Annotated in this window: 13 protein-coding genes and 1 tRNA gene; 9 read left to right on the top strand and 5 right to left on the bottom strand. The window is 63.6% G+C overall.

The window, feature by feature from the left end:
• Both GQA94_RS11990 and GQA94_RS11985 read left to right on the top strand, forming a co-directional pair.
• Nucleotides 1-1422 (top strand): Y-family DNA polymerase, encoded by a 1422-nt coding sequence (locus GQA94_RS11990; RefSeq protein WP_158188235.1) that lies wholly within the window; start codon nucleotides 1-3, stop codon nucleotides 1420-1422.
• A complete protein-coding gene (locus tag GQA94_RS11985) occupies nucleotides 1419-4496 on the top strand; it encodes an error-prone DNA polymerase (protein ID WP_158188234.1) in 3078 nt (1025 codons plus the stop codon). The genes GQA94_RS11990 and GQA94_RS11985 overlap by 4 nt, the downstream gene beginning before the upstream one ends.
• Nucleotides 4497-4670: 174 nt before the next feature.
• Here GQA94_RS11985 and GQA94_RS11980 read toward each other — a convergent pair whose 3' ends face one another.
• Nucleotides 4671-5567 (bottom strand): LysR family transcriptional regulator, encoded by an 897-nt coding sequence (locus tag GQA94_RS11980; RefSeq protein ID WP_158188233.1) that lies wholly within the window; start codon nucleotides 5565-5567, stop codon nucleotides 4671-4673.
• Between the two features lie 93 nt (nucleotides 5568-5660).
• Between GQA94_RS11980 and GQA94_RS11975 the strand changes: the two genes are divergently transcribed.
• The 7 genes from GQA94_RS11975 (at nucleotide 5661) to GQA94_RS11945 (ending at nucleotide 14375) form a co-directional block, all read left to right on the top strand.
• On the top strand, nucleotides 5661-6410 hold the full coding sequence (locus tag GQA94_RS11975) for a sulfite exporter TauE/SafE family protein (protein WP_158188232.1): 750 nt from the start codon (nucleotides 5661-5663) through the stop codon (nucleotides 6408-6410).
• Between the two features lie 265 nt (nucleotides 6411-6675).
• On the top strand, nucleotides 6676-6933 hold the full coding sequence (locus tag GQA94_RS11970; protein WP_158188231.1) for a type B 50S ribosomal protein L31: 258 nt from the start codon (nucleotides 6676-6678) through the stop codon (nucleotides 6931-6933).
• A gap of 95 nt (nucleotides 6934-7028) precedes the next feature.
• The gene (locus GQA94_RS11965) at nucleotides 7029-8987 is read left to right on the top strand and encodes a TonB-dependent receptor domain-containing protein (RefSeq protein ID WP_158188230.1); all 1959 of its coding nucleotides are present in this window, start codon (nucleotides 7029-7031) and stop codon (nucleotides 8985-8987) included.
• A gap of 1 nt (nucleotide 8988) precedes the next feature.
• A complete protein-coding gene (cobN, locus tag GQA94_RS11960; protein WP_158188229.1) occupies nucleotides 8989-12876 on the top strand; it encodes a cobaltochelatase subunit CobN in 3888 nt (1295 codons plus the stop codon).
• Nucleotides 12877-12891: 15 nt separating this feature from the next.
• A complete protein-coding gene (locus tag GQA94_RS11955; protein ID WP_158188228.1) occupies nucleotides 12892-13365 on the top strand; it encodes a MotA/TolQ/ExbB proton channel family protein in 474 nt (157 codons plus the stop codon).
• Nucleotides 13365-13685: a DUF2149 domain-containing protein gene (locus tag GQA94_RS11950; protein ID WP_158188227.1), complete on the top strand. Its 321-nt coding sequence runs from the start codon at nucleotides 13365-13367 to the stop codon at nucleotides 13683-13685. Before GQA94_RS11955 ends, GQA94_RS11950 begins: the two co-directional genes overlap by 1 nt.
• Before the next feature lie 144 nt (nucleotides 13686-13829).
• Nucleotides 13830-14375 (top strand): DUF4256 domain-containing protein, encoded by a 546-nt coding sequence (locus tag GQA94_RS11945; RefSeq protein ID WP_158188226.1) that lies wholly within the window; start codon nucleotides 13830-13832, stop codon nucleotides 14373-14375.
• A gap of 308 nt (nucleotides 14376-14683) precedes the next feature.
• Here GQA94_RS11945 and GQA94_RS11940 read toward each other — a convergent pair.
• From GQA94_RS11940 to pheT, 4 genes are all read right to left on the bottom strand, one after another.
• Nucleotides 14684-14760: transfer RNA gene (locus GQA94_RS11940), tRNA-Pro, on the bottom strand.
• A gap of 82 nt (nucleotides 14761-14842) precedes the next feature.
• A complete protein-coding gene (locus tag GQA94_RS11935; RefSeq protein WP_158188225.1) occupies nucleotides 14843-15199 on the bottom strand; it encodes a MerR family transcriptional regulator in 357 nt (118 codons plus the stop codon).
• Nucleotides 15180-15482 (bottom strand): integration host factor subunit alpha, encoded by a 303-nt coding sequence (ihfA, locus tag GQA94_RS11930; protein ID WP_003282572.1) that lies wholly within the window; start codon nucleotides 15480-15482, stop codon nucleotides 15180-15182. The genes GQA94_RS11935 and ihfA overlap by 20 nt, the downstream gene beginning before the upstream one ends.
• Nucleotides 15483-15485: 3 nt before the next feature.
• Nucleotides 15486-17864 (bottom strand): phenylalanine--tRNA ligase subunit beta, encoded by a 2379-nt coding sequence (pheT, locus tag GQA94_RS11925; RefSeq protein ID WP_158188224.1) that lies wholly within the window; start codon nucleotides 17862-17864, stop codon nucleotides 15486-15488.
• Nucleotides 17865-17880 lie beyond the last annotated feature (16 nt).

The raw sequence follows: 17880 nt of genomic DNA, 5'->3' as shown, positions 1-17880 counted from the left end.
ATGAGCGCGCTCTGGGCTTGTATCCTGCTGCCGCAACTGGCCATGGACGGTGTGTTGCGCGGTCGCGCCGATGCCGAGGCGCCGCTGGCGCTTTTGGGCGGCACAGCGCAACGCCGCGTACTGCAGGCAATCAACCCGGCGGCACGGGCGCTTGGCCTCAGGCCGGGGCAATCATTGATCGCTGCCCAGGCGCTGACTCGCGCGTTCGCCACAGCCGATTACGATCAAGCGTCCATCGAACGCTGGCAGCAATTCCTCGCCGCCTGGGCCTACGGCTTCAGCTCACAGGTCAGCCTGCATTACCCACGCTGCCTGCTATTGGAGGTGCAATCGAGTTTCAACCTGTTCGGCCCCTGGCCTCGCCTGGAGTCACGCCTGCGCGATGAACTGCATGCACTGGGCTTTCAGCACCGCATAACCCTGGCACCGAACCCAGCCGCCGCACGGGTTCTGGCCAATGCACATGACGGCTTGGCCGTGACGGATTCCCAGACGCTGCGCAGCGTGCTGAACCCACTGCCGATCGAGCGTATCGGCTTGCCGCGTGAAGTGACGGCGGCGTTGGCGCGCATGGGCCTGCGAACCCTGAAGCAGGTACTCGCGCTACCTCGCGATGGCCTGGCGCGGCGCTTTCCGGCCGAAGCCATGAGGCACCTCGACACATTGTTCGAGCATCGTCCGTTGGGGCTGGACTTCTATCGACCACCGGACCGCTTCGATACCCGTATCGAACTTAACTTCGAGGTCGAATCGCACCAGGCACTGCTGTTCCCGCTGCGTCGATTGACCGCCGACCTTGCCGCCTATCTGGCCGGTCGTGACAGCGGCGTGCAGCGTTTTACCCTGTTTCTGGAGCACCGCAACCTGGCCGACACCCCGATGCCGGTTGGCCTGCTCAGCGCCGAACGCGATCCGGCCATGCTGTTCGAATTGACGCGGGGGCGGCTGGAACATGTGCAATTGCCCGCGCCGGTACTGGCGCTGCGCCTGGTGGCCCACCAATTACCCGCTTTCGTTCCTGAACACCGCCAGTTGTTCGAAGAACGACCGCAACAGTCGCTGCCCTGGGAGCCGCTGCGCGAACGTCTGCGGGCGCGACTGGGTGATGACGCCGTGCAGGGGCTCAGCGCTCGCGCCGATCATCGCCCCGAATGCGCCTGGCAACCACAACATGCTTGTGCGCATGAACCATCGGCAGCCGCACTTCCCCGCCCCGGCTGGCTGTTGTCCGAGCCCAAAGCACTGCACGAAGCATCCCTGCGCATACTCGCCGGTCCGGAGCGCATCGAGTCCGGCTGGTGGGACGGCAGTGATGTGCGCCGCGACTATTATCAGGTGCAAACTCGTAGCGGCCAGCGTGGCTGGGCCTATCGCGCCGTGCCCGGCCCAGGCCCCCTGCTGCTGCACGGCTGGTTCGCATGACGGTCGAATACGTCGAACTGCATTGCCTGTCCAACTTCAGCTTCCAGCGGGGCGCTTCAAGTGCCCGCGAGTTGTTCGAGCGCGCCGCACGTCTGGGCTATCGAGCTCTGGCCATTACCGATGAATGCACGCTGGCCGGCATCGTACGGGCCTGGCAGGCTTCGAAAGAGGCTGGCATCCCGCTGATTATCGGCAGCGAAATCCATATTGAAGGCGGGCCAACGCTGGTTCTGCTGGTTGCCGACCTGGCCGGCTATCAAAGCCTGTGCCGGCTGATCACCCGTGCCCGTCGCCGTGCCGAAAAGGGCCGTTACCGACTTCTCCCCGAAGACCTGAGCGAGCCGTTGGATGGGCTATTGGTCATCTGGATCGCTCAGCATGCCGAGGCTGACGCCGAAGGTCATTGGCTACGGGAGCGCTTTGCAGATTGCCTCTGGCTGGGCATCGAACTGCATCGTGGTCCGGACGATGCGCTGCGCCTGCGCCAATGGCATGCACTGGCCAGGCGCCTGAACATCCCTGCTGTGGCGTGCGGCGATGTGCATATGCACGCCCGTGGCCGTCGTGCGTTGCAGGACTGCATGACCGCGATCCGCCAACACCTGCCGGTGGCTGAGGCCGGACGCCATCTATTCCCTAACGGCGAACGCCACCTGCGTCGGCGCGAGGAGCTGGCGCAGCTCTACCCCCCCGAACTGCTCGCCGAAACACTGCGCATCGCCGAGCGCTGCCGGTTCGATCTTGACCAACTGCGCTATCAGTACCCACACGAGCTGGTGCCGACGGATCATGACGCCACTTCCTGGCTACGCAAGCTGGTCGAGGACGGTATTCGCTGGCGCTGGCCAACCGGCGTCGCAGCGTCAGCCCGCGCACAGGTGGAGCACGAGCTGCAACTGATCGCCGAACTGGGCTATGAGAGCTACTTCCTCACCGTTCACGACATCGTTCGCTTCGCCCGTGACCAGGCGATTCTTTGCCAGGGCCGCGGCTCGGCAGCCAATTCCAGCGTATGTTTCGTGCTGGGTATCACCGAACTCGATCCGTCTTGCAGCACGTTGCTGTTCGAGCGCTTTCTCTCCCGGGAGCGCAAGGAGCCACCGGACATCGACGTCGATTTCGAGCACGAGCGCCGGGAAGAAGTCATCCAGTACGTATTTCGCCGCTATGGCCGCGAGCGGGCCGCGCTCACCGCAGTGGTCAGCACCTACCACGCCACCGGAGCGATGCGTGACGTGGCCAAGGCACTCGGCCTGCCGGCGGACCAGATCAACGCACTGGCCGACTGCTGTGGCCGCTGGAGCGACCGGGTACCTGATGCCGAACGCCTGCATGAGGCCGGATTCGATCCTGACAGCCCCGTGCTGCGCCGAATACTGACACTGACCGGCGAGCTGATCGGCTTCCCACGGCACCTGTCCCAACACCCCGGAGGCTTCGTCATCTCCGAGCACTCGCTCGAAACCCTGGTCCCGGTGGAAAACGCCAGCATGCCCGAGCGCACCGTGATTCAGTGGGACAAGGACGATCTCGACCAGGTCGGTCTGCTCAAGGTCGATGTGCTCGCCCTCGGCATGCTCAGTGCGCTACGTCGCTGCTTCAACCTGATCGAGCACTATCGCGGCACATGCTGGACGATCGCCAGCCTGCCGAAGGAAGACCGTGCGACCTACGACATGATCAGCCGTGCCGACACCGTCGGCGTGTTCCAGATCGAGTCACGGGCACAGATGGCCATGCTGCCGCGGCTGCGGCCCCGCACGTTTTATGATCTGGTGATCCAGGTCGCCATCGTGCGCCCGGGGCCAATTCAGGGGGACATGGTTCATCCCTACCTGCGTCGACGTAACCGCGAAGAGAAGGTGGAGTATCCCTCCGATGAATTGAAACTGGTCTTCGAGCGCACCCTTGGTGTGCCGCTGTTCCAGGAACAGGTGATGGAGCTGGCGATCGTCGCGGCCCAGTACACGCCTGGCGAAGCCGATCAACTGCGCCGATCCATGGCCGCCTGGAAGCGTCACGGTGGCCTGGAACCCCACCGACAACGACTGACCGAACGCATGTCCGCAAGGGGTTACCCGGCACAGTTCATCGCACGCATCTTCGAACAGATCAAAGGCTTCGGCAGCTACGGCTTTCCCGAATCCCATGCTGCCAGCTTCGCCCTGCTCACCTACGCCAGCTGTTGGCTGAAATGCCACGAACCCGCCGCCTACGCCTGCGCATTGATCAATAGTTGGCCGATGGGCTTTTACAACCCCGATCAGATTCTCCAGGACGCTCGCCGTCACGGTCTGGAAATCCGTCCAGTGGATGTGCATCACAGCGACTGGGACTGCAGCCTTGAACCAACCGGCCATGATCAACCCGCGATCCGCCTGGGCCTGCGCATGGTCCGTGGATTTCGAGAAGCGGATGCGCGGCGTATCGAGGCGGTGCGACAGCTACAGCCGTTCGTCGCCGTCGATGACCTCTGCCTGCGCGCCGAACTGGATGCGCGCGCGCGTGCGCAGCTGGCCGATGCCGGCGCCCTGCGCGGTCTCGCTGGGCATCGTCATCGGGCGCGCTGGGCGGTGGCCGGAGTCGAGCCACAACTGCCCCTGTTCGCTGGCCAGTGCGCGCCACAGGAAGCACCAGCGCCACTTCCACTCCCCACCGTCGGGGAAGATCTGGTGACCGACTATGCCACCCTGGGCACCACGCTAGGCCCGCATCCGCTGGCGCTGCTACGGGATCAACTCAGCAGTCGGCGCTGTCGCAGCTCGCGCGAGCTGGCCGACATTGAGCACGGTCGCCTGATCAGCGTCGCCGGCCTGGTGATTGGCCGTCAGCGCCCGCAAACCGCCAGCGGAGTCATCTTCGTGACCCTGGAAGACGAGTTCGGCATGATCAACGTGGTGGTCTGGAACGATCTGGCCGAGCGCCAGCGGCGGGTGCTGATACAGTCGCAGATGCTGCGGATCGACGGTCGCCTGGAGTCGGCGAACGGGGTGCGCCACGTCATTGCCGGGCGCTTGAGCGACCTCACCCCCTTGCTGACAGGCCTGGACGTGCGCAGCCGGGACTTCCAGTGATGCGCAGCACCCAGCCCTTGGTACATTCGGATCTGTCATGCGAGCACCAACCTGGTCTTTACAACCCGACCGTAACTTCAGTTCGTAAGGGCAAAAACCCCCTCTTCATGGCAGATGTCTGGCAGCAACGCAGTGCACCGGCTCCGCACATATTGTCGCCCCGTTCCGGTTACGCTATGGCGCATTCGGCTTGGCCCCCAGGTGCAGCAGCAGGCTTTTCATGGGGGCGCACAGGGCCTGCCAGTCGCCGTGGCAAAGGCACAGTTGCCGGAGCGCCCAGCGGTCTTGCAGGGGCAATGTGCGATAGGCATGACGCCGGCGGTAACGGCTGGCAATCCCCTTCGGCATAACGGCGACGCCGATGCCGTGCGACACCATCTCGCAGACCCCGTCGAAGGTTTTCATGCGGATACGCACGGACAGCGAGCGACCGGCGCTGCGCGCATGATCTTCAATGTGGTCCTGCAGGGCGTTGCCTGGCGCGAGGCCGACGAAGGGCTCATTGAGCAGATCGGCGAAGCAGGCCGCGCCGGCACTGGCGAAGCCGTGTTCCGGGGGGAGCAGCAGTACTAGGTGATCCTCCGCGATCGGCTGAAAGCTGAGCCCCGGCACCTCGGCGGCGTCGGAAACGATACCGGCCTCGGCCAGCCCGGCGGCGATCGTCCGGACGATGTCAGCACTGGTTCGCTCTTTGAGCTCGACATTCAGGTGCGGTCGACCAGCCAGCCAGCGCGCGAGCCTGCCAGGCAGAAATTCGGTCAGCGCGGCGGTGTTGGCATACAGATGCAAGGTGCCTTTCTCGCCATCGGCGAACCCTTGCAGTTCGCTCATCAGCGCCGCCTGTTGACGTAGCATCAGACGCGCATGATGGGCCAGCGCCTCGCCCGCCTCGGTGGTCGTGACACCCCGGGCACCTCGCACGAGCAATTGCACCCCCGCGTCCGATTCCATGTTGCGCAGGCGCTCACTGGCAGAGGCCAGGGCCAGGTTCGCTCGGGCGGCGCCCCCGGTGATACTGCCCGCCTCGACGACACAGAGGAACAGGCGAAAGTCCGCAAGATCGAAGCGCATGTGATCACCTGCCCCTAAGGCTTCGGTTCAACCGAAGACTGCCACTCGAATATCCGCATTGTGCCAACCGCTCGGTCGGGCTCCAATAGCCGCATGAACGAATACTCACCTGCTCTGCTCATTGCCCTGGCCATGACGTTTCTGGTTGCCGGGACGGTCAAAGGTGTCACGGGGATGGGCTTGCCCACCGTGGCCATGGGTCTGCTCGGCGTGGTGATGCCTCCGGCCGCGGCCGCGGCGCTACTGGTCGTACCGTCTTTGGTGACCAACCTGTGGCAATTGCTCGCCGGACCCGCCACGTTGCGCCTGCTGCGGCGCTTGTGGACGATGATTTCCGGCATAGGGATCGGCACGGTCGCGGGTTCGGCCATGCTCGCCTCGCTTGACCCGCAGTGGTCCTCGCCAGCGCTGGGCATCGCCCTGATGCTTTATGCCGGATTTGCCCTCTTCGCCCCAACGCTCTCCGTCCCCCCGAACGTCGAACCGTGGCTGTCGCCGCTGATCGGACTGGCCACCGGGCTGGTCACCGGCGCCACCGGGGTATTCGTCTTCCCCGCGGTGCCCTACCTGCAGGCCCTGGGCATGGAGCGCGATGAACTGGTCCAGAGCCTGGGGCTTTCGTTCACCGCATCGACCCTCGCCCTGGCCGCCGGGCTGATCCTTCACGGCGCCTTCCATGTCGAACAACTGGGGATGTCTTCGCTGGCCATCGCCCCAGCGCTGGTAGGCATGTGGCTGGGACAACGGATCAAGGCGCGGATCAGCCCGACGGCTTTTCGGCTGTGCTTCCTGTCATTTTTGCTGTTGTTGGGGCTCGAACTCGCCACGCGACCGTTGCGCTGAACGCTCTGGCAGTTCGCTGCCAGGGGCGAATGAACGCTGCGGTGCCTGGCGCATAACCCAGGGCTTACTGACGCAGGCTTATCTTCGGCTTCGTTCATGGTCCCAACGGATCGCTTGCCGTGACGCACCGCGTGGGCTTGGGCATCGAAGCGTCGCCCGTGAATTTCACGCCTCGCTCGATAGTAAAGTTATGATATAACATATGTACTCGAGCGCACCGGCAAACCGCTGCGCTCGCTTCGTTGACCCTCAGCAGGAGCTGCTCATGAAACCAGGCATCCACCCCGACTACCGCCCCGTGCTTTTTCATGACACCGCCGCCGACGTCTATTTTCTCATCGGCTCGACGGTAGAGACCGGCCGTACGCACCAGCACACCGACGGCAACACTTATCCCTACGTCACCCTCGATGTCTCCAGCGCATCGCACCCCATCTACACCGGCAAGCAGCGCAAGACGGCCTCCGAAGGCCGCATCGCCGGCTTTAACAAGCGCTTTGCCGGGTTTACAGCCAAGAAGTGATGCCCCGCTCGTAGAGCTGCCAGGCGATCCGCTCGAATTCGGGTGGATCGTTTTCTCGCCAGATCGCCATCATCCAACCCACGGAAGACGTTTCGATGTTCCGCAGTATCCGACCATGCATCACCCGCCCCCACCCTTGTCTGTTATCCACCTTTCTCCTGCTGCCCTTGACCGCCCTGGCCGAGCAAGCGGTAAAACTCGAACCGACGGTTATCACCGCGACGTCGACGGCGCGTCAGCTAAGCGATGCGCCTGCGAGCGTTACGGTCATTACGCGAAGCGATCTGAGCATGCGCCCGGTTCAGGATCTGGAAGATGCGCTACGGGGCACACCGGGTTTGCAGTTCACCGGTATCGGCATGACACGCCGTGGCGTCAGCATTCGCGGGATGAGCAGCGAACATACGCTGGTGCTGGTCAACGGGCAGCGCATCAATTCGGCGGCGGGTGCCGTTGCGCACGCGGACTTCGACCTGGGCTGGGTGCCGGTCGAGGCCATCGAGCGTATCGAGGTGATACGCGGACCGATGTCGTCCCTGTACGGTTCGGAGGCCCTCGGCGGTGTGGTCAATGTCATCACGCGACGCGCGACCGACGCGTGGCGCGGTGCGATGCAGCTCAACGGTGGCGTGCGTGAGGATGATCGAGGCGGACAGACACATCAGCTCGGCGTCTACGCGGGCGGCCCGCTGGTACCCGGCCTGCTGGGGCTGTCCTTGAACGCAGAGACCCGACGCCGACAGGAAACCCCGCTGCACGGCGACACAGCGCAATCGGAAATCGAGGGACGCGACGCCCACAGCGCAAGCGCCACACTGAGCTGGACCCCGGACACGGCGCAGCGCATCGATTTCACGGTCGAAAAGGGCCTGGACGACCGCTGGCGCAATACCCGTAGCGCAGGCGCCGCACCCGTCGAATACGAGTCAAGTGACCGCATCGAACGCGAACGGTACGCCATCGCCCACAGTGGTGCATGGACCTGGGGCAACAGCACGCTCAGGGCCTATCGCAACAGCCTGGAGCGCACCAATCGGTATACCCAGGGGGTCGTCCCTTCCTCTCCAAACCAGCGGATGACCGACGACATTGTCGATGGCAGCCTGAGCCTGCCGTTGGCAGACGCGCACCTGTTTACGCTGGGCGGTGAATGGCGCAGGGAACAGCTCGAAGACGGCGGATTCATGGACGGCGATGCCCAGGCCATCCATCGCGCACTGTTCTTGCAGGATGAAATCGAACTCAGCCAAGCGTGGTCCCTGGTCCTGGGCAATCGCTTCGATCGCCACGAGGCGTATGGCTGGCACAACAGCCCACGCGCCTACCTGGTCCACCACGTGAACGACTCGCTGACAATAAAGGGCGGCGGTGGCCGCGGCTTCAAGGCGCCTGCACTCAAGCAACTCTCGCCAGGCTATTCGGCCATCGGCGGCGGTGGGCAGTTCATCATCCACGGCAACCCCGACCTGGAACCGGAGATCAACACAACCTACGAAATCAACGCGGACTACAAGGCAGACGGCTGGTCGCTGAACGCGGGGGTGTTCCAGAATAACGTGCGCGGACTGATCCAGACGATCTGCGTATCGAGCTGCGGCGTCCGCGGGCGGGAAGTTCGCAACTACGACAACGTCGACGAGGCGCGCATCAGGGGCTTGGAGCTGGGCGGCAGCCTGGACCTACCCGCCAACCTGCGCTGGGACCTCAACTACACCTATCTCGATGCAATCGACCGCAGCGCCGACCAGCGTCTGGGTGACCGCGCCCGGCATCTGGCCAACACGCGGCTGCAATGGTCGCCAAGCGCTCGCTTCACCGGGCAGGTCCGGGCGGAGTACGTGGGCAGCCAAGTGACCTATTCGCGTAATTCGGCCTTCGATGTCCCGGCCTATAGCCTGTGGCACCTGGAGCTGACCCAGCGGGTCACCGACTCGCTCAGCATTCGCGGCGGTATCGAAAACCTGACTGACGAAGCGTTTACCGATACGTCCGATCACTTCACCTTCTCCGAACCAGGGCGCACCTACCACGTCGGCCTGAGCCTGAGCTTCTGACATGCCCAGCTGGATCAGATTCGGCATCGCGCTCATGGCCCTGGCCAGTTGCGGAGCGACGGTGTCCGCCGACCCGCTTCCGCGAAGCACCATCCAGGTGCAGGTGCTGACCACCGACTTCGTCCTGCAGGGCAAGCTCGACCGGCTCGCAGGCTGGGCGAGCGACGCCGGGGTCACGCTCGAGGGCGTGCGCGTCGGCTCAGCGACCCAGGCGCCCGCTATGGCCGAGGCGGACCTGACGATACTGGACACCCCGAGACCGGCCGATCTTGCGGCAGTGCAGCAACAGGTCGGCGACGCGCTCATGGCCAGCGAACGGCCATGGATACGCGTCGGCGGCGGCCCACCCGCATTCGGCGGCCTGCCAGCACCGGTCGCGACACGATTGATCGGCTATTACAGCAACGGTGGCGAGCAGAACCTCAGGCATTTGTTCGCTTACCTGCGAGCCTGGCACGACAAGGTGCCCACCGACGCCATTGCCGGGCCGGCAGCGCTGGGCAAGACAGGCTTCTACCACCCGGACGCTCCCTCGACCTTCACTCGGCTCGACGACTACCTCGCCTGGGGCGCCAAGCGCTGGAAAGCAGATACGCCGCGGGTTGCCTTCGCCATACACCGCGGCGCCCTGGTGGACGGTCAGTTGCGACTGATCGATGATCTGATGAGCCGCAGTGAATCGCGAGGCCAGGCGCCGCTGGCGTTCTGGATGGACGACGCGAATCCGCAAGCGCTGACCGAGGTGCTGGCACCCGCGCGCAGCGATGTATTGATCAACCTCCAGCACATGCAGAACGGTGCGGCGCGCCAGGCGGAACTACTGACGCTTGGTATTCCAGTGATCTCGACGCTCACCTGGCGCGATGGGAGCCCCGCCCAGTGGCGCGCATCCGACAGCGGCATTTCGCCACGCACTGCCGCGAGCCTGCTGACCGTCCCGGAAAGCTGGGGCATGAGCGACCCGCTGGTGATCGCCGCCGTCGAAAATGGCGAGCCTTCACCCATTGCCGAGCAAGTCGAGGCGCTGCTCGCCAAGGTTGACAGCCTGACCCGCCTGCGCCGGCTCGCACCCACCGAGAAACGCCTGGCGCTGATGTTCTGGAACCATCCCGAGGGCGAAAAGAACGTGGCCGCCTCGAACCTCAACGTGCCACGTAGCCTGGCGCGCCTCGCCACGGCCTTGCAGCAGGCCGGTTACGATGTGCCCGCCGTGGACGAGACACGACTGATCGACACGGCGCAGCGCCTGCTCGGCGGCTACTATCGACCACAGACCCTCGACAGCCTGCTGGCCGACGGCCTTGCCATCACCGTACCGCTATCGGCCTATCAACGCTGGCTCGCCGACCAACCAGATTCGCGCCGCATCGCATTGCTCCAACGCTGGGGTAAACCTGCCGAGCACTGGGCGTTGCGTGACATAGAGGGGCACGCACATTTCGTCATCCCCGCGGCGCGCCTCGGCAAGCTGGTGTGGCTACCGCAGCCGCCCCGCGCAGGCCGTCCCGGCGATGCCTACCACGACAGCAAGGTCCCGCCAGATCACCTGTACCTTGCGGCCTACCAGGCGCTGCGCGAGGTGATCAAAGCCGATGCGCTGATCCACTTCGGCACCCATGGCACTCAGGAGTGGTTGCCTGGCAAGGATCGCGGCCTGGCCGCAAGCGACTATCCCTTCCTTGCGCTGGGCGACATGCCGGTGTTCTATCCGTACATCCAGGACAATATCGCAGAGGCGATTCAAGCGCGTCGACGCGGTCGAGCCGTCACCGTCAGCCATCAGACGCCTGCCTTCGCGCCGGCCGGCCTCTACGACGAGCTGCGCGATGTGCACGCGCTGCTCCATGAATACCAGCAGCTCGATGAAGGCGCCGTGCGCGAGGCTACTGCCGAACGCATCCGCCAGATCGCGCTGCAAACCAGGCTGCTGGACGACATGGGCTGGGACGAACCCCGGATGCGTGCCAACCCCGAGCGGTTCCTGCAGACGCTGCATGACCACCTGCACGCATTGGCCCAGGCCAACCTGCCGCTCGGGCTGCACACCTTTGGTGAGCCCGCGCCCGCCGAACATCGGCTTGCGACCGTGCTGCAACAGCTGGGCGAGCCCTATCTGCGGGCGCTGGAGATGATCGACGAACCGCTTGCCGAGGACTTCGCGGGGCTGAAAGCGAGCCTTCCCTACCGGACCCTCGAGCGCTACCTGCGCGACGGTGAGCCTCTGGACTCGATCGACGATCCCGCGCTACGAGAACAGATCGCATACGCCCGCCTGCTCGATGCGCAGCGCTCCGCCCCGGGCGAGATCGAGGCTTTGCTCGCCGGCCTCGCCGGTGGCTTCGTCGCACCTGGGCCCGGCGGCGATCCGGTGCGCAATCCAGACGTACCGAGCGGGCGCAACCTGTATGCGTTCGAAGCGGACAAATTACCGACCCGCGCGGCGTACGAGGCAGGCGGCAAGGCGCTGGCCCAATTAGTGGATCGCTACCGTGACGAGCACGACGGCGCGCTACCCGAAAAGCTGGCGTTCAGCCTATGGTCCTCCGAAGCCATGCGCCACCTCGGCATTCTCGAAAGCCAGGTCCTGCACGCGCTGGGTGTACGCCCGGTCTGGGACGATGGCGGGCGGGTTCGCACCCTTGAAATCATTCCGGCGGCCCAACTCGACAGAGCGCGCATCGACGTCGTGATCCAGGTCACCAGCGTCTACCGCGACCAGTTCGATGGCTTCATGCGGCAGCTCGCCGATGTGGTGGAGCGCCTCGCGGCGCTGGACGAACCCGGCAATACCCTCGCCGCCAACAGCCGAGCGCTCGCCCAACAGCTGCGCGAACAGGGGATCGAAGCCCGTCGTGCCGATCGTCTGTCCCAGCTGCGACTGTTCGGAAACGAGCCCGGCGATTACGGCACGGGCGTCCCCCAGCTCACCCTGGACTCGACTCGCTGGGACAACGAGTCGGACCTGGCCAGGCAATTCCTGTCGAGGTTGCAGTACGGCTACGGGACCGATAGTTGGGGCGAGAAGATTGACGGCCAGAACCTGTTCGCCGAGCAACTCAAAGGCGTTCAGGCCGCGGTAATGGCCCGCTCCAGTGAGCTTGGCGGCGTGCTGTCGACCGACCACCCTTTCGAGTTTCTCGGCGGACTTTCCCTGGCGATTCGCCACCTCGATGGCGCCAGCCCGTCGCTCTACGTGTCCGATCTCCGCAAAGCCGAGCCCCGCACTGCCAGCGCCGCAAACTACCTCGCCATCGAACTGCGCAGCCGCTACCTGAACCCGCACTGGATCACCGCCATGCAGCAGGAAGGCTACGCCGGGACGCTGGAAGTGCTGAACCTCGCCAACAATCTCTGGGGCTGGCAAGCGGCTGACCGCACCCTGGTGCGCGCCGATCAATGGCAGGCCCTGCATGAAACCTTCGTAATGGACCAGCGCGCGCTCGGCCTCGACCATTGGTTCGAGACGCACAACCCGACGGCCCAGGCTCAGTTGATCGAACGCATGGCTGAAGCGATCCGCAAAGGCTACTGGGATGCCTCCGACCAGACCCGCCGCGAGCTGGCCGAGCGCTGGCAGACGCTTACCACCGACAAAGGCGCCGATGCAGGCCAGGCGGTCACTCGCGCCTTCATCGAACAGATGGCCGCCGGGTTCGGTCTCGCCCAGTCCGCCGCCCCGGATGTCGCCACGCCCGTTTCGGCAGACAGCGACGCTACTGGCGAAACGGTCCGCGGCCACGTGATGCAGGCGGTCGCGGAAAAACCCACCGACGCGCCGAGGCCCTGGCGGCTTCTGTTCGGCCTCGCAACCCTCACCGCGTGCCTGCTGCTTGGCGCCCTGCGCCAAGCACGCGCCAACCGCCACATCGCACCATCCCTCGAACCCTGATCGAACAGACATCTCATGAACGCACTTGAAACCAGCCTCTACGAACTGACACGCCTCTTTCTCGCCCCCGTAATGCTGCTAATCCTCGCCGCGCTGGGCTACGCCTTCCTCGCATTGGGCAGCTTCGCGATGGAAGCCTGGCAACGCCGCAGCGGCCGCTACCGCTCGGTTCTGGCTGCACACCACGCCATGCGCGGCGGTACCAGCGATGACCTCGAACTCTGGATCATGCAACGCCTGGAATGGCTGCGCGTAACCTCGCGCAGCGCACCGATGCTCGGCCTGGTCGCCACCATGATCCCAATGGGCCCTGCCCTGCTGGCACTGACCCAGAGCGACGCGAAGGGCATCGGCGAAAATCTCGTCGTGGCCTTTTCCTCGGTCATCCTCGCGCTCATCGCTTCGAGCATCACCTTCTTCGTCCTCACTGTACGTCGCCGCTGGCTACTGCAGGAGCTACGCGTCATCGAGCGCGGAGCACACCAGTGATGCGGTTTCTCGACCATGACGAAGACGACGACCCGCTGCTTTCTGTGGTGAACCTGATCGACCTGTTCCTTGTCGTCATTGGCATCCTGCTGATCGTCATCGTCCAAAACCCGCTCAACCCTTTCAGCCAGAACAACGTCGTGGTGGTTGAAAATCCAGGTGAAGCGAACATGCGCATGCTGATCAAAGAGGGCCAGGAACTGAAGCAATACGAGTCCAGTGGCGAGATCGGCGAGGGCCAGGGCGCCAAGGCCGGGATCACCTATCGCCTGAACGACGGTCGGATGGTCTACGTGCCGGAACAGGGCCCCGCGCTGTGAGCAGTGACGCGCCAGCCTGACGCCCTGCCTGCAGCACACAGCACGAGCAAACCCGACGCGCCCAATTCCTGGGTATTGAAAGCCGCGCCCGGCGACTAAGCTGTACTAAGGTTCCCGGCATCGAACTTCAGCGAGGCGCGTGCCATGAACGCTTTTGAACGCAACGAGTTGCTCGACCGGTTGGAAAATCGCTTCGAACACAACATGCATCGTCATCCGGGCATCGCCTGGCGCGACGTTCACGCCAGACTCGAACGCGACCCCCGCGCCCTCGAAACGCTCCATGCCATGGAGGCGACCGGGGGCGAACCAGACGTGATCGGCCACGACCATGAAACCGGGCGCTACAGGTTCTGCGATTGCTCCAGGGAAACCCCGGCCGGTCGGCGCAGCATCTGCTATGACGACGCCGCGCTTGAATCACGCAACGAGCACAAGCCCCAACGCAGCGCCATGGGCATGGCGTGCGAAATGGGCATCGAAATGTTGACCGAAGAACAGTACCAAGCCCTGCAGACGCTGGGCGAGTTCGACACAAAGACGTCCAGCTGGATCAAAACGCCCGCAGACGTACGGGCCCTTGGCGGGGCGCTGTTCGGCGACCGCCGCTATGGCCGTTCATTCATCTACCACAACGGCGCACAGTCCTACTACGCAGCCAGAGGCTTCCGCGGCTTACTCTCGGTGTGATGGCCCGCGCCAGCTACCGACAGCGCTACCGCATTCATCGAGGCAGCGACAGACAGCTCCGGGGCACAGCGCACCGAATTCACGGACCAAAAAGATGGCGCAACGACAGCATCATCAGCCACTACCCAGCCGCAGAGCGGGACCAGTTGATCGAAGCCGCCAACAAGGTATCAGCGACCGAATCACGCGCACCTACGCTAACGATCCTGAAAGAAGGCAGGAATAGAGAAAAACACCCTAGTGACTCGGAAAGTTACTAAGGCAAAAACAACAAAGCCACCCGAAGGTGGCTTTGTCATCGATTGTATTGGTCGGGACGGAGTGATTCGAACACTCGACCCCTTGCACCCCATGCAAGTGCGCTACCAGGCTGCGCTACGCCCCGACGGTGCTTTCAGCTCTGCTGAAAGCGGATCGAACTATACATTAAGCGACTGAATATGTGAAAGTTTTTTATGCAGAACCGTTCAATTCCTGAGCACCTGCAGCACGTCCTCGAGCTCGGTGATCATTTGCCTGATCAATTGCTTGTACTGCGTGGTGTCTTCGCGGGCCTCGTCGCCTGACATCCGCTGCCGAGCGCCGCCGATGGTGAAGCCTTGCTCGTAGAGCAGCGAGCGGATCTGCCGGATCATCAGGACATCCTGCCGCTGGTAATAACGCCGGTTACCGCGCCGTTTCACAGGATTCAGTTGCGGAAATTCCTGCTCCCAATAGCGCAGCACGTGCGGTTTGACCGCACACAGCTCGCTGACTTCGCCAATGGTGAAGTAGCGTTTGCCAGGTATCGTCGGCAGTTCGTCGTTATGACTTGGTTCCAGCATACGCTTCGACTCTGGCTTTTAGTTTTTGCCCTGGCCGGAATGTCACGACGCGACGCGCCGTGATCGGGATTTCCTCGCCGGTTTTCGGGTTTCGTCCCGGTCGCTGTCGCTTGTCGCGCAGGTCGAAGTTGCCGAAACCGGATAACTTCACCTGCTCGTTGTGCTCGAGCGCCTGACGGATTTCCTCGAAAAACAGCTCGACCAGTTCCTTGGCCTCGCGCTTATTCAAGCCTAGCTCTTCATATAGACGTTCCGCCATTTCAGCTTTCGTCAGAGCCCCCATACGCTATTTCCTTAACGTGGCGTTGAACCTTTCTTCCAGGGAGGAGAGGATTTGCTGCATCGCACCACTCACCTCGTCGTCGTTTAGAGTGCGCGAAGGGTGTTGCCAGGTCAAGCCGACTGCCACACTTTTGCTAAGGGGATCAATACCTTTACCCTGATACACATCAAATAGCTTGAGGTCTGTCAGGTTCTCGCCTGCGGCCTGACGAATGCACCCGAGCACATCGTCGGCCGAAACCTCACGCGCCACCAGAATGGCCAGGTCGCGGCGCACTTCCGGGAAGCGGGACAACTCGCTGAAGCGCGGCAACTGGCCTTCGCTGATCTCGGCGACCAGCAGTTCGAACAGGTAGACCGGCTGATCGATACCGAGGGTGGCGGCCAGCTCGGGATGAAGGCTGCCGACATAACCGACCAGGCGCCCGTCGCGCTCGATGCGTGCGGTCTGACCAGGATGCAGCGCCGGGTGCTCGGCGGCGGCAAAACCATACGCCGAGGCATCGCCGGCGTATCCGAGCAAGGCTTCGACATCGGCTTTCATGTCGTAGAAGTCAGCCGGCGCTCTTTCGTTGCACCAGGCTTCCGGCAGGCGGCTACCGGTGATGACGCCGGCCAGCATGGGTTCCTGCTTCAATCCATCGAGCTGGCCGACGAAGCGAAGGCCGCTTTCGAACAGGCGCACACGTGTCTGCTGACGGTTGAGGTTGTATTGCAGGGCCTTGATCAAACCCGGCCAGAGTGTCGCGCGCATGGCGGCCATGTCCGAAGAAATCGGATTGGCCAGTTGCAACGGCTCGACGCCGGGACTGAACAGCTCAAACATCTTCGGATCGATGAAGCTGTAGGTGATCGCTTCCTGGTAGCCGCGCGCAACCAGCAACCGACGCAGAGCAGGAAGCTCTGCGCGGGCCTCGGGTTTGGCTTCGGGCGCCAGTCGAGCCTGGGGATAACGCACAGGCAGGCGATCGTAGCCGTACAGGCGGCCCAGCTCTTCGATCAGGTCCACTTCGAGACTGATGTCGAATCGATGGCTGGGAACGCTGACGTCCCAACAACCGTCACCTCGTTCAGCCACGCCCAGGCCCAGCGCCGAGAGCAGCGAGACAACCTGCTCACCCGCCATGCTCAAGCCCAGTATCTGCTCGATGCGATCCTGGCGCAGCAGAATCGGTGAGACGCTGGGAAGATCGGCTTCGCTAACGGCTTCGATTACAGGTCCCGCGCTGCCTCCAACGATGTCCAGCAGTAGCGCGGTGGCCCGTTCCATCGCTCGACGTGCCAGCCGAGAATCGACCCCACGCTCGTAACGGTGCGATGCATCGGTATGCAAACCATAGGAGCGCGCCTTGCCGGCGAGCGCAATGGTGTCGAAGAAGGCGCTTTCAAGGAACAGGTCTTGGGTGGAGGCGCTTACGCCGCTGTGCTCACCGCCCATCACGCCCGCAATCGCAAGGGCGCGCTGATGATCCGCGATGACCAGCGTATCGGCCCGCAGGGTCACTTCCTGGCCGTCGAGCAGGACGAGCTTTTCCTGCTCCTCTGCCATACGGACCCTGATACCGCCATTGATCTCGGCAAGATCGAACGCGTGCAGCGGCTGGCCCAGTTCGAGCATCACATAGTTGGTGACGTCCACCACCGCATCGATGCTGCGGACATCGGAGCGACGCAAGCGCTCTACCATCCACAGTGGCGTGGGCCGCGACAGGTCGACGTTTCGGATCACGCGCCCGAGATAGCGCGGGCAGGCGTTGGGCGCGAGCACTTCGACCGGGCGCACCTCGTCATGGCTGGCGGCCACCGGAGCGATGTCGAACGGTGCGACCGGTGCGCCGTATATCGCGCCCACTTCGCGCGCAAGCCCAGCAATAGAGAGACAGTCGCCACGATTCGGCGTCAGGCCGATTTCGATACTCGCGTCGTCAAGACCGAGATATGCCCGAAAATCACTGCCGACCGGCGCGTCGCCAGCCAGCTCCATCAGCCCGCTGTCATCAGTACCGACCTGCAGTTCGGTTTCGGAGCAGAGCATGCCGTTGGACTCGACACCGCGAAGCTTCGCTTTCTTGATCTTGAAGTCGCCGGGCAGTTGGGCACCGATCATCGCGAACGGAATTTTCAGGCCGGGGCGGACATTCGGCGCACCACAGACCACCTGAAACGTCTCGCTTCCGTTACTGACCTGACACACGCGCAACTTGTCGGCATCCGGGTGCTGTTCGGTGCTCAGCACCTCACCCACGACTACGCCGCTGAATTCACCGGCGACCGGAGTCACCGCATCGACTTCAAGGCCTACCATCGATAGCCGCGCTACCAACTCATCACGGGAAACTTCTGGGTTAACCCACGTACGCAACCACTGCTCGCTGAATTTCATCCTGCTCTCCTAAAGA

This window comes from Stutzerimonas stutzeri, assembly GCF_009789555.1.
Classification (GTDB): Bacteria; Pseudomonadota; Gammaproteobacteria; order Pseudomonadales; family Pseudomonadaceae; genus Stutzerimonas; species Stutzerimonas stutzeri_R.
Note: the sequence above shows the minus strand (reverse complement) of the source record. Positions and strands in the feature narration are given on the sequence as shown.

Coding starts and splice junctions, on each gene's coding strand:
- GQA94_RS11950 (WP_158188227.1), top strand. CDS start 13,365: ATGCGGTTTCTCGACCATGACGAAGACGACGACCCGCTGCTTTCTGTG.
- GQA94_RS11955 (WP_158188228.1), top strand. CDS start 12,892: ATGAACGCACTTGAAACCAGCCTCTACGAACTGACACGCCTCTTTCTC.
- GQA94_RS11945 (WP_158188226.1), top strand. CDS start 13,830: ATGAACGCTTTTGAACGCAACGAGTTGCTCGACCGGTTGGAAAATCGC.
- GQA94_RS11970 (WP_158188231.1), top strand. CDS start 6,676: ATGAAACCAGGCATCCACCCCGACTACCGCCCCGTGCTTTTTCATGAC.
- GQA94_RS11965 (WP_158188230.1), top strand. CDS start 7,029: ATGTTCCGCAGTATCCGACCATGCATCACCCGCCCCCACCCTTGTCTG.
- GQA94_RS11935 (WP_158188225.1), bottom strand. CDS start 15,199: ATGCTGGAACCAAGTCATAACGACGAACTGCCGACGATACCTGGCAAA.
- ihfA (WP_003282572.1), bottom strand. CDS start 15,482: ATGGGGGCTCTGACGAAAGCTGAAATGGCGGAACGTCTATATGAAGAG.
- pheT (WP_158188224.1), bottom strand. CDS start 17,864: ATGAAATTCAGCGAGCAGTGGTTGCGTACGTGGGTTAACCCAGAAGTT.
- GQA94_RS11985 (WP_158188234.1), top strand. CDS start 1,419: ATGACGGTCGAATACGTCGAACTGCATTGCCTGTCCAACTTCAGCTTC.
- GQA94_RS11975 (WP_158188232.1), top strand. CDS start 5,661: ATGAACGAATACTCACCTGCTCTGCTCATTGCCCTGGCCATGACGTTT.
- GQA94_RS11990 (WP_158188235.1), top strand. CDS start 1: ATGAGCGCGCTCTGGGCTTGTATCCTGCTGCCGCAACTGGCCATGGAC.
- cobN (WP_158188229.1), top strand. CDS start 8,989: ATGCCCAGCTGGATCAGATTCGGCATCGCGCTCATGGCCCTGGCCAGT.
- GQA94_RS11980 (WP_158188233.1), bottom strand. CDS start 5,567: ATGCGCTTCGATCTTGCGGACTTTCGCCTGTTCCTCTGTGTCGTCGAG.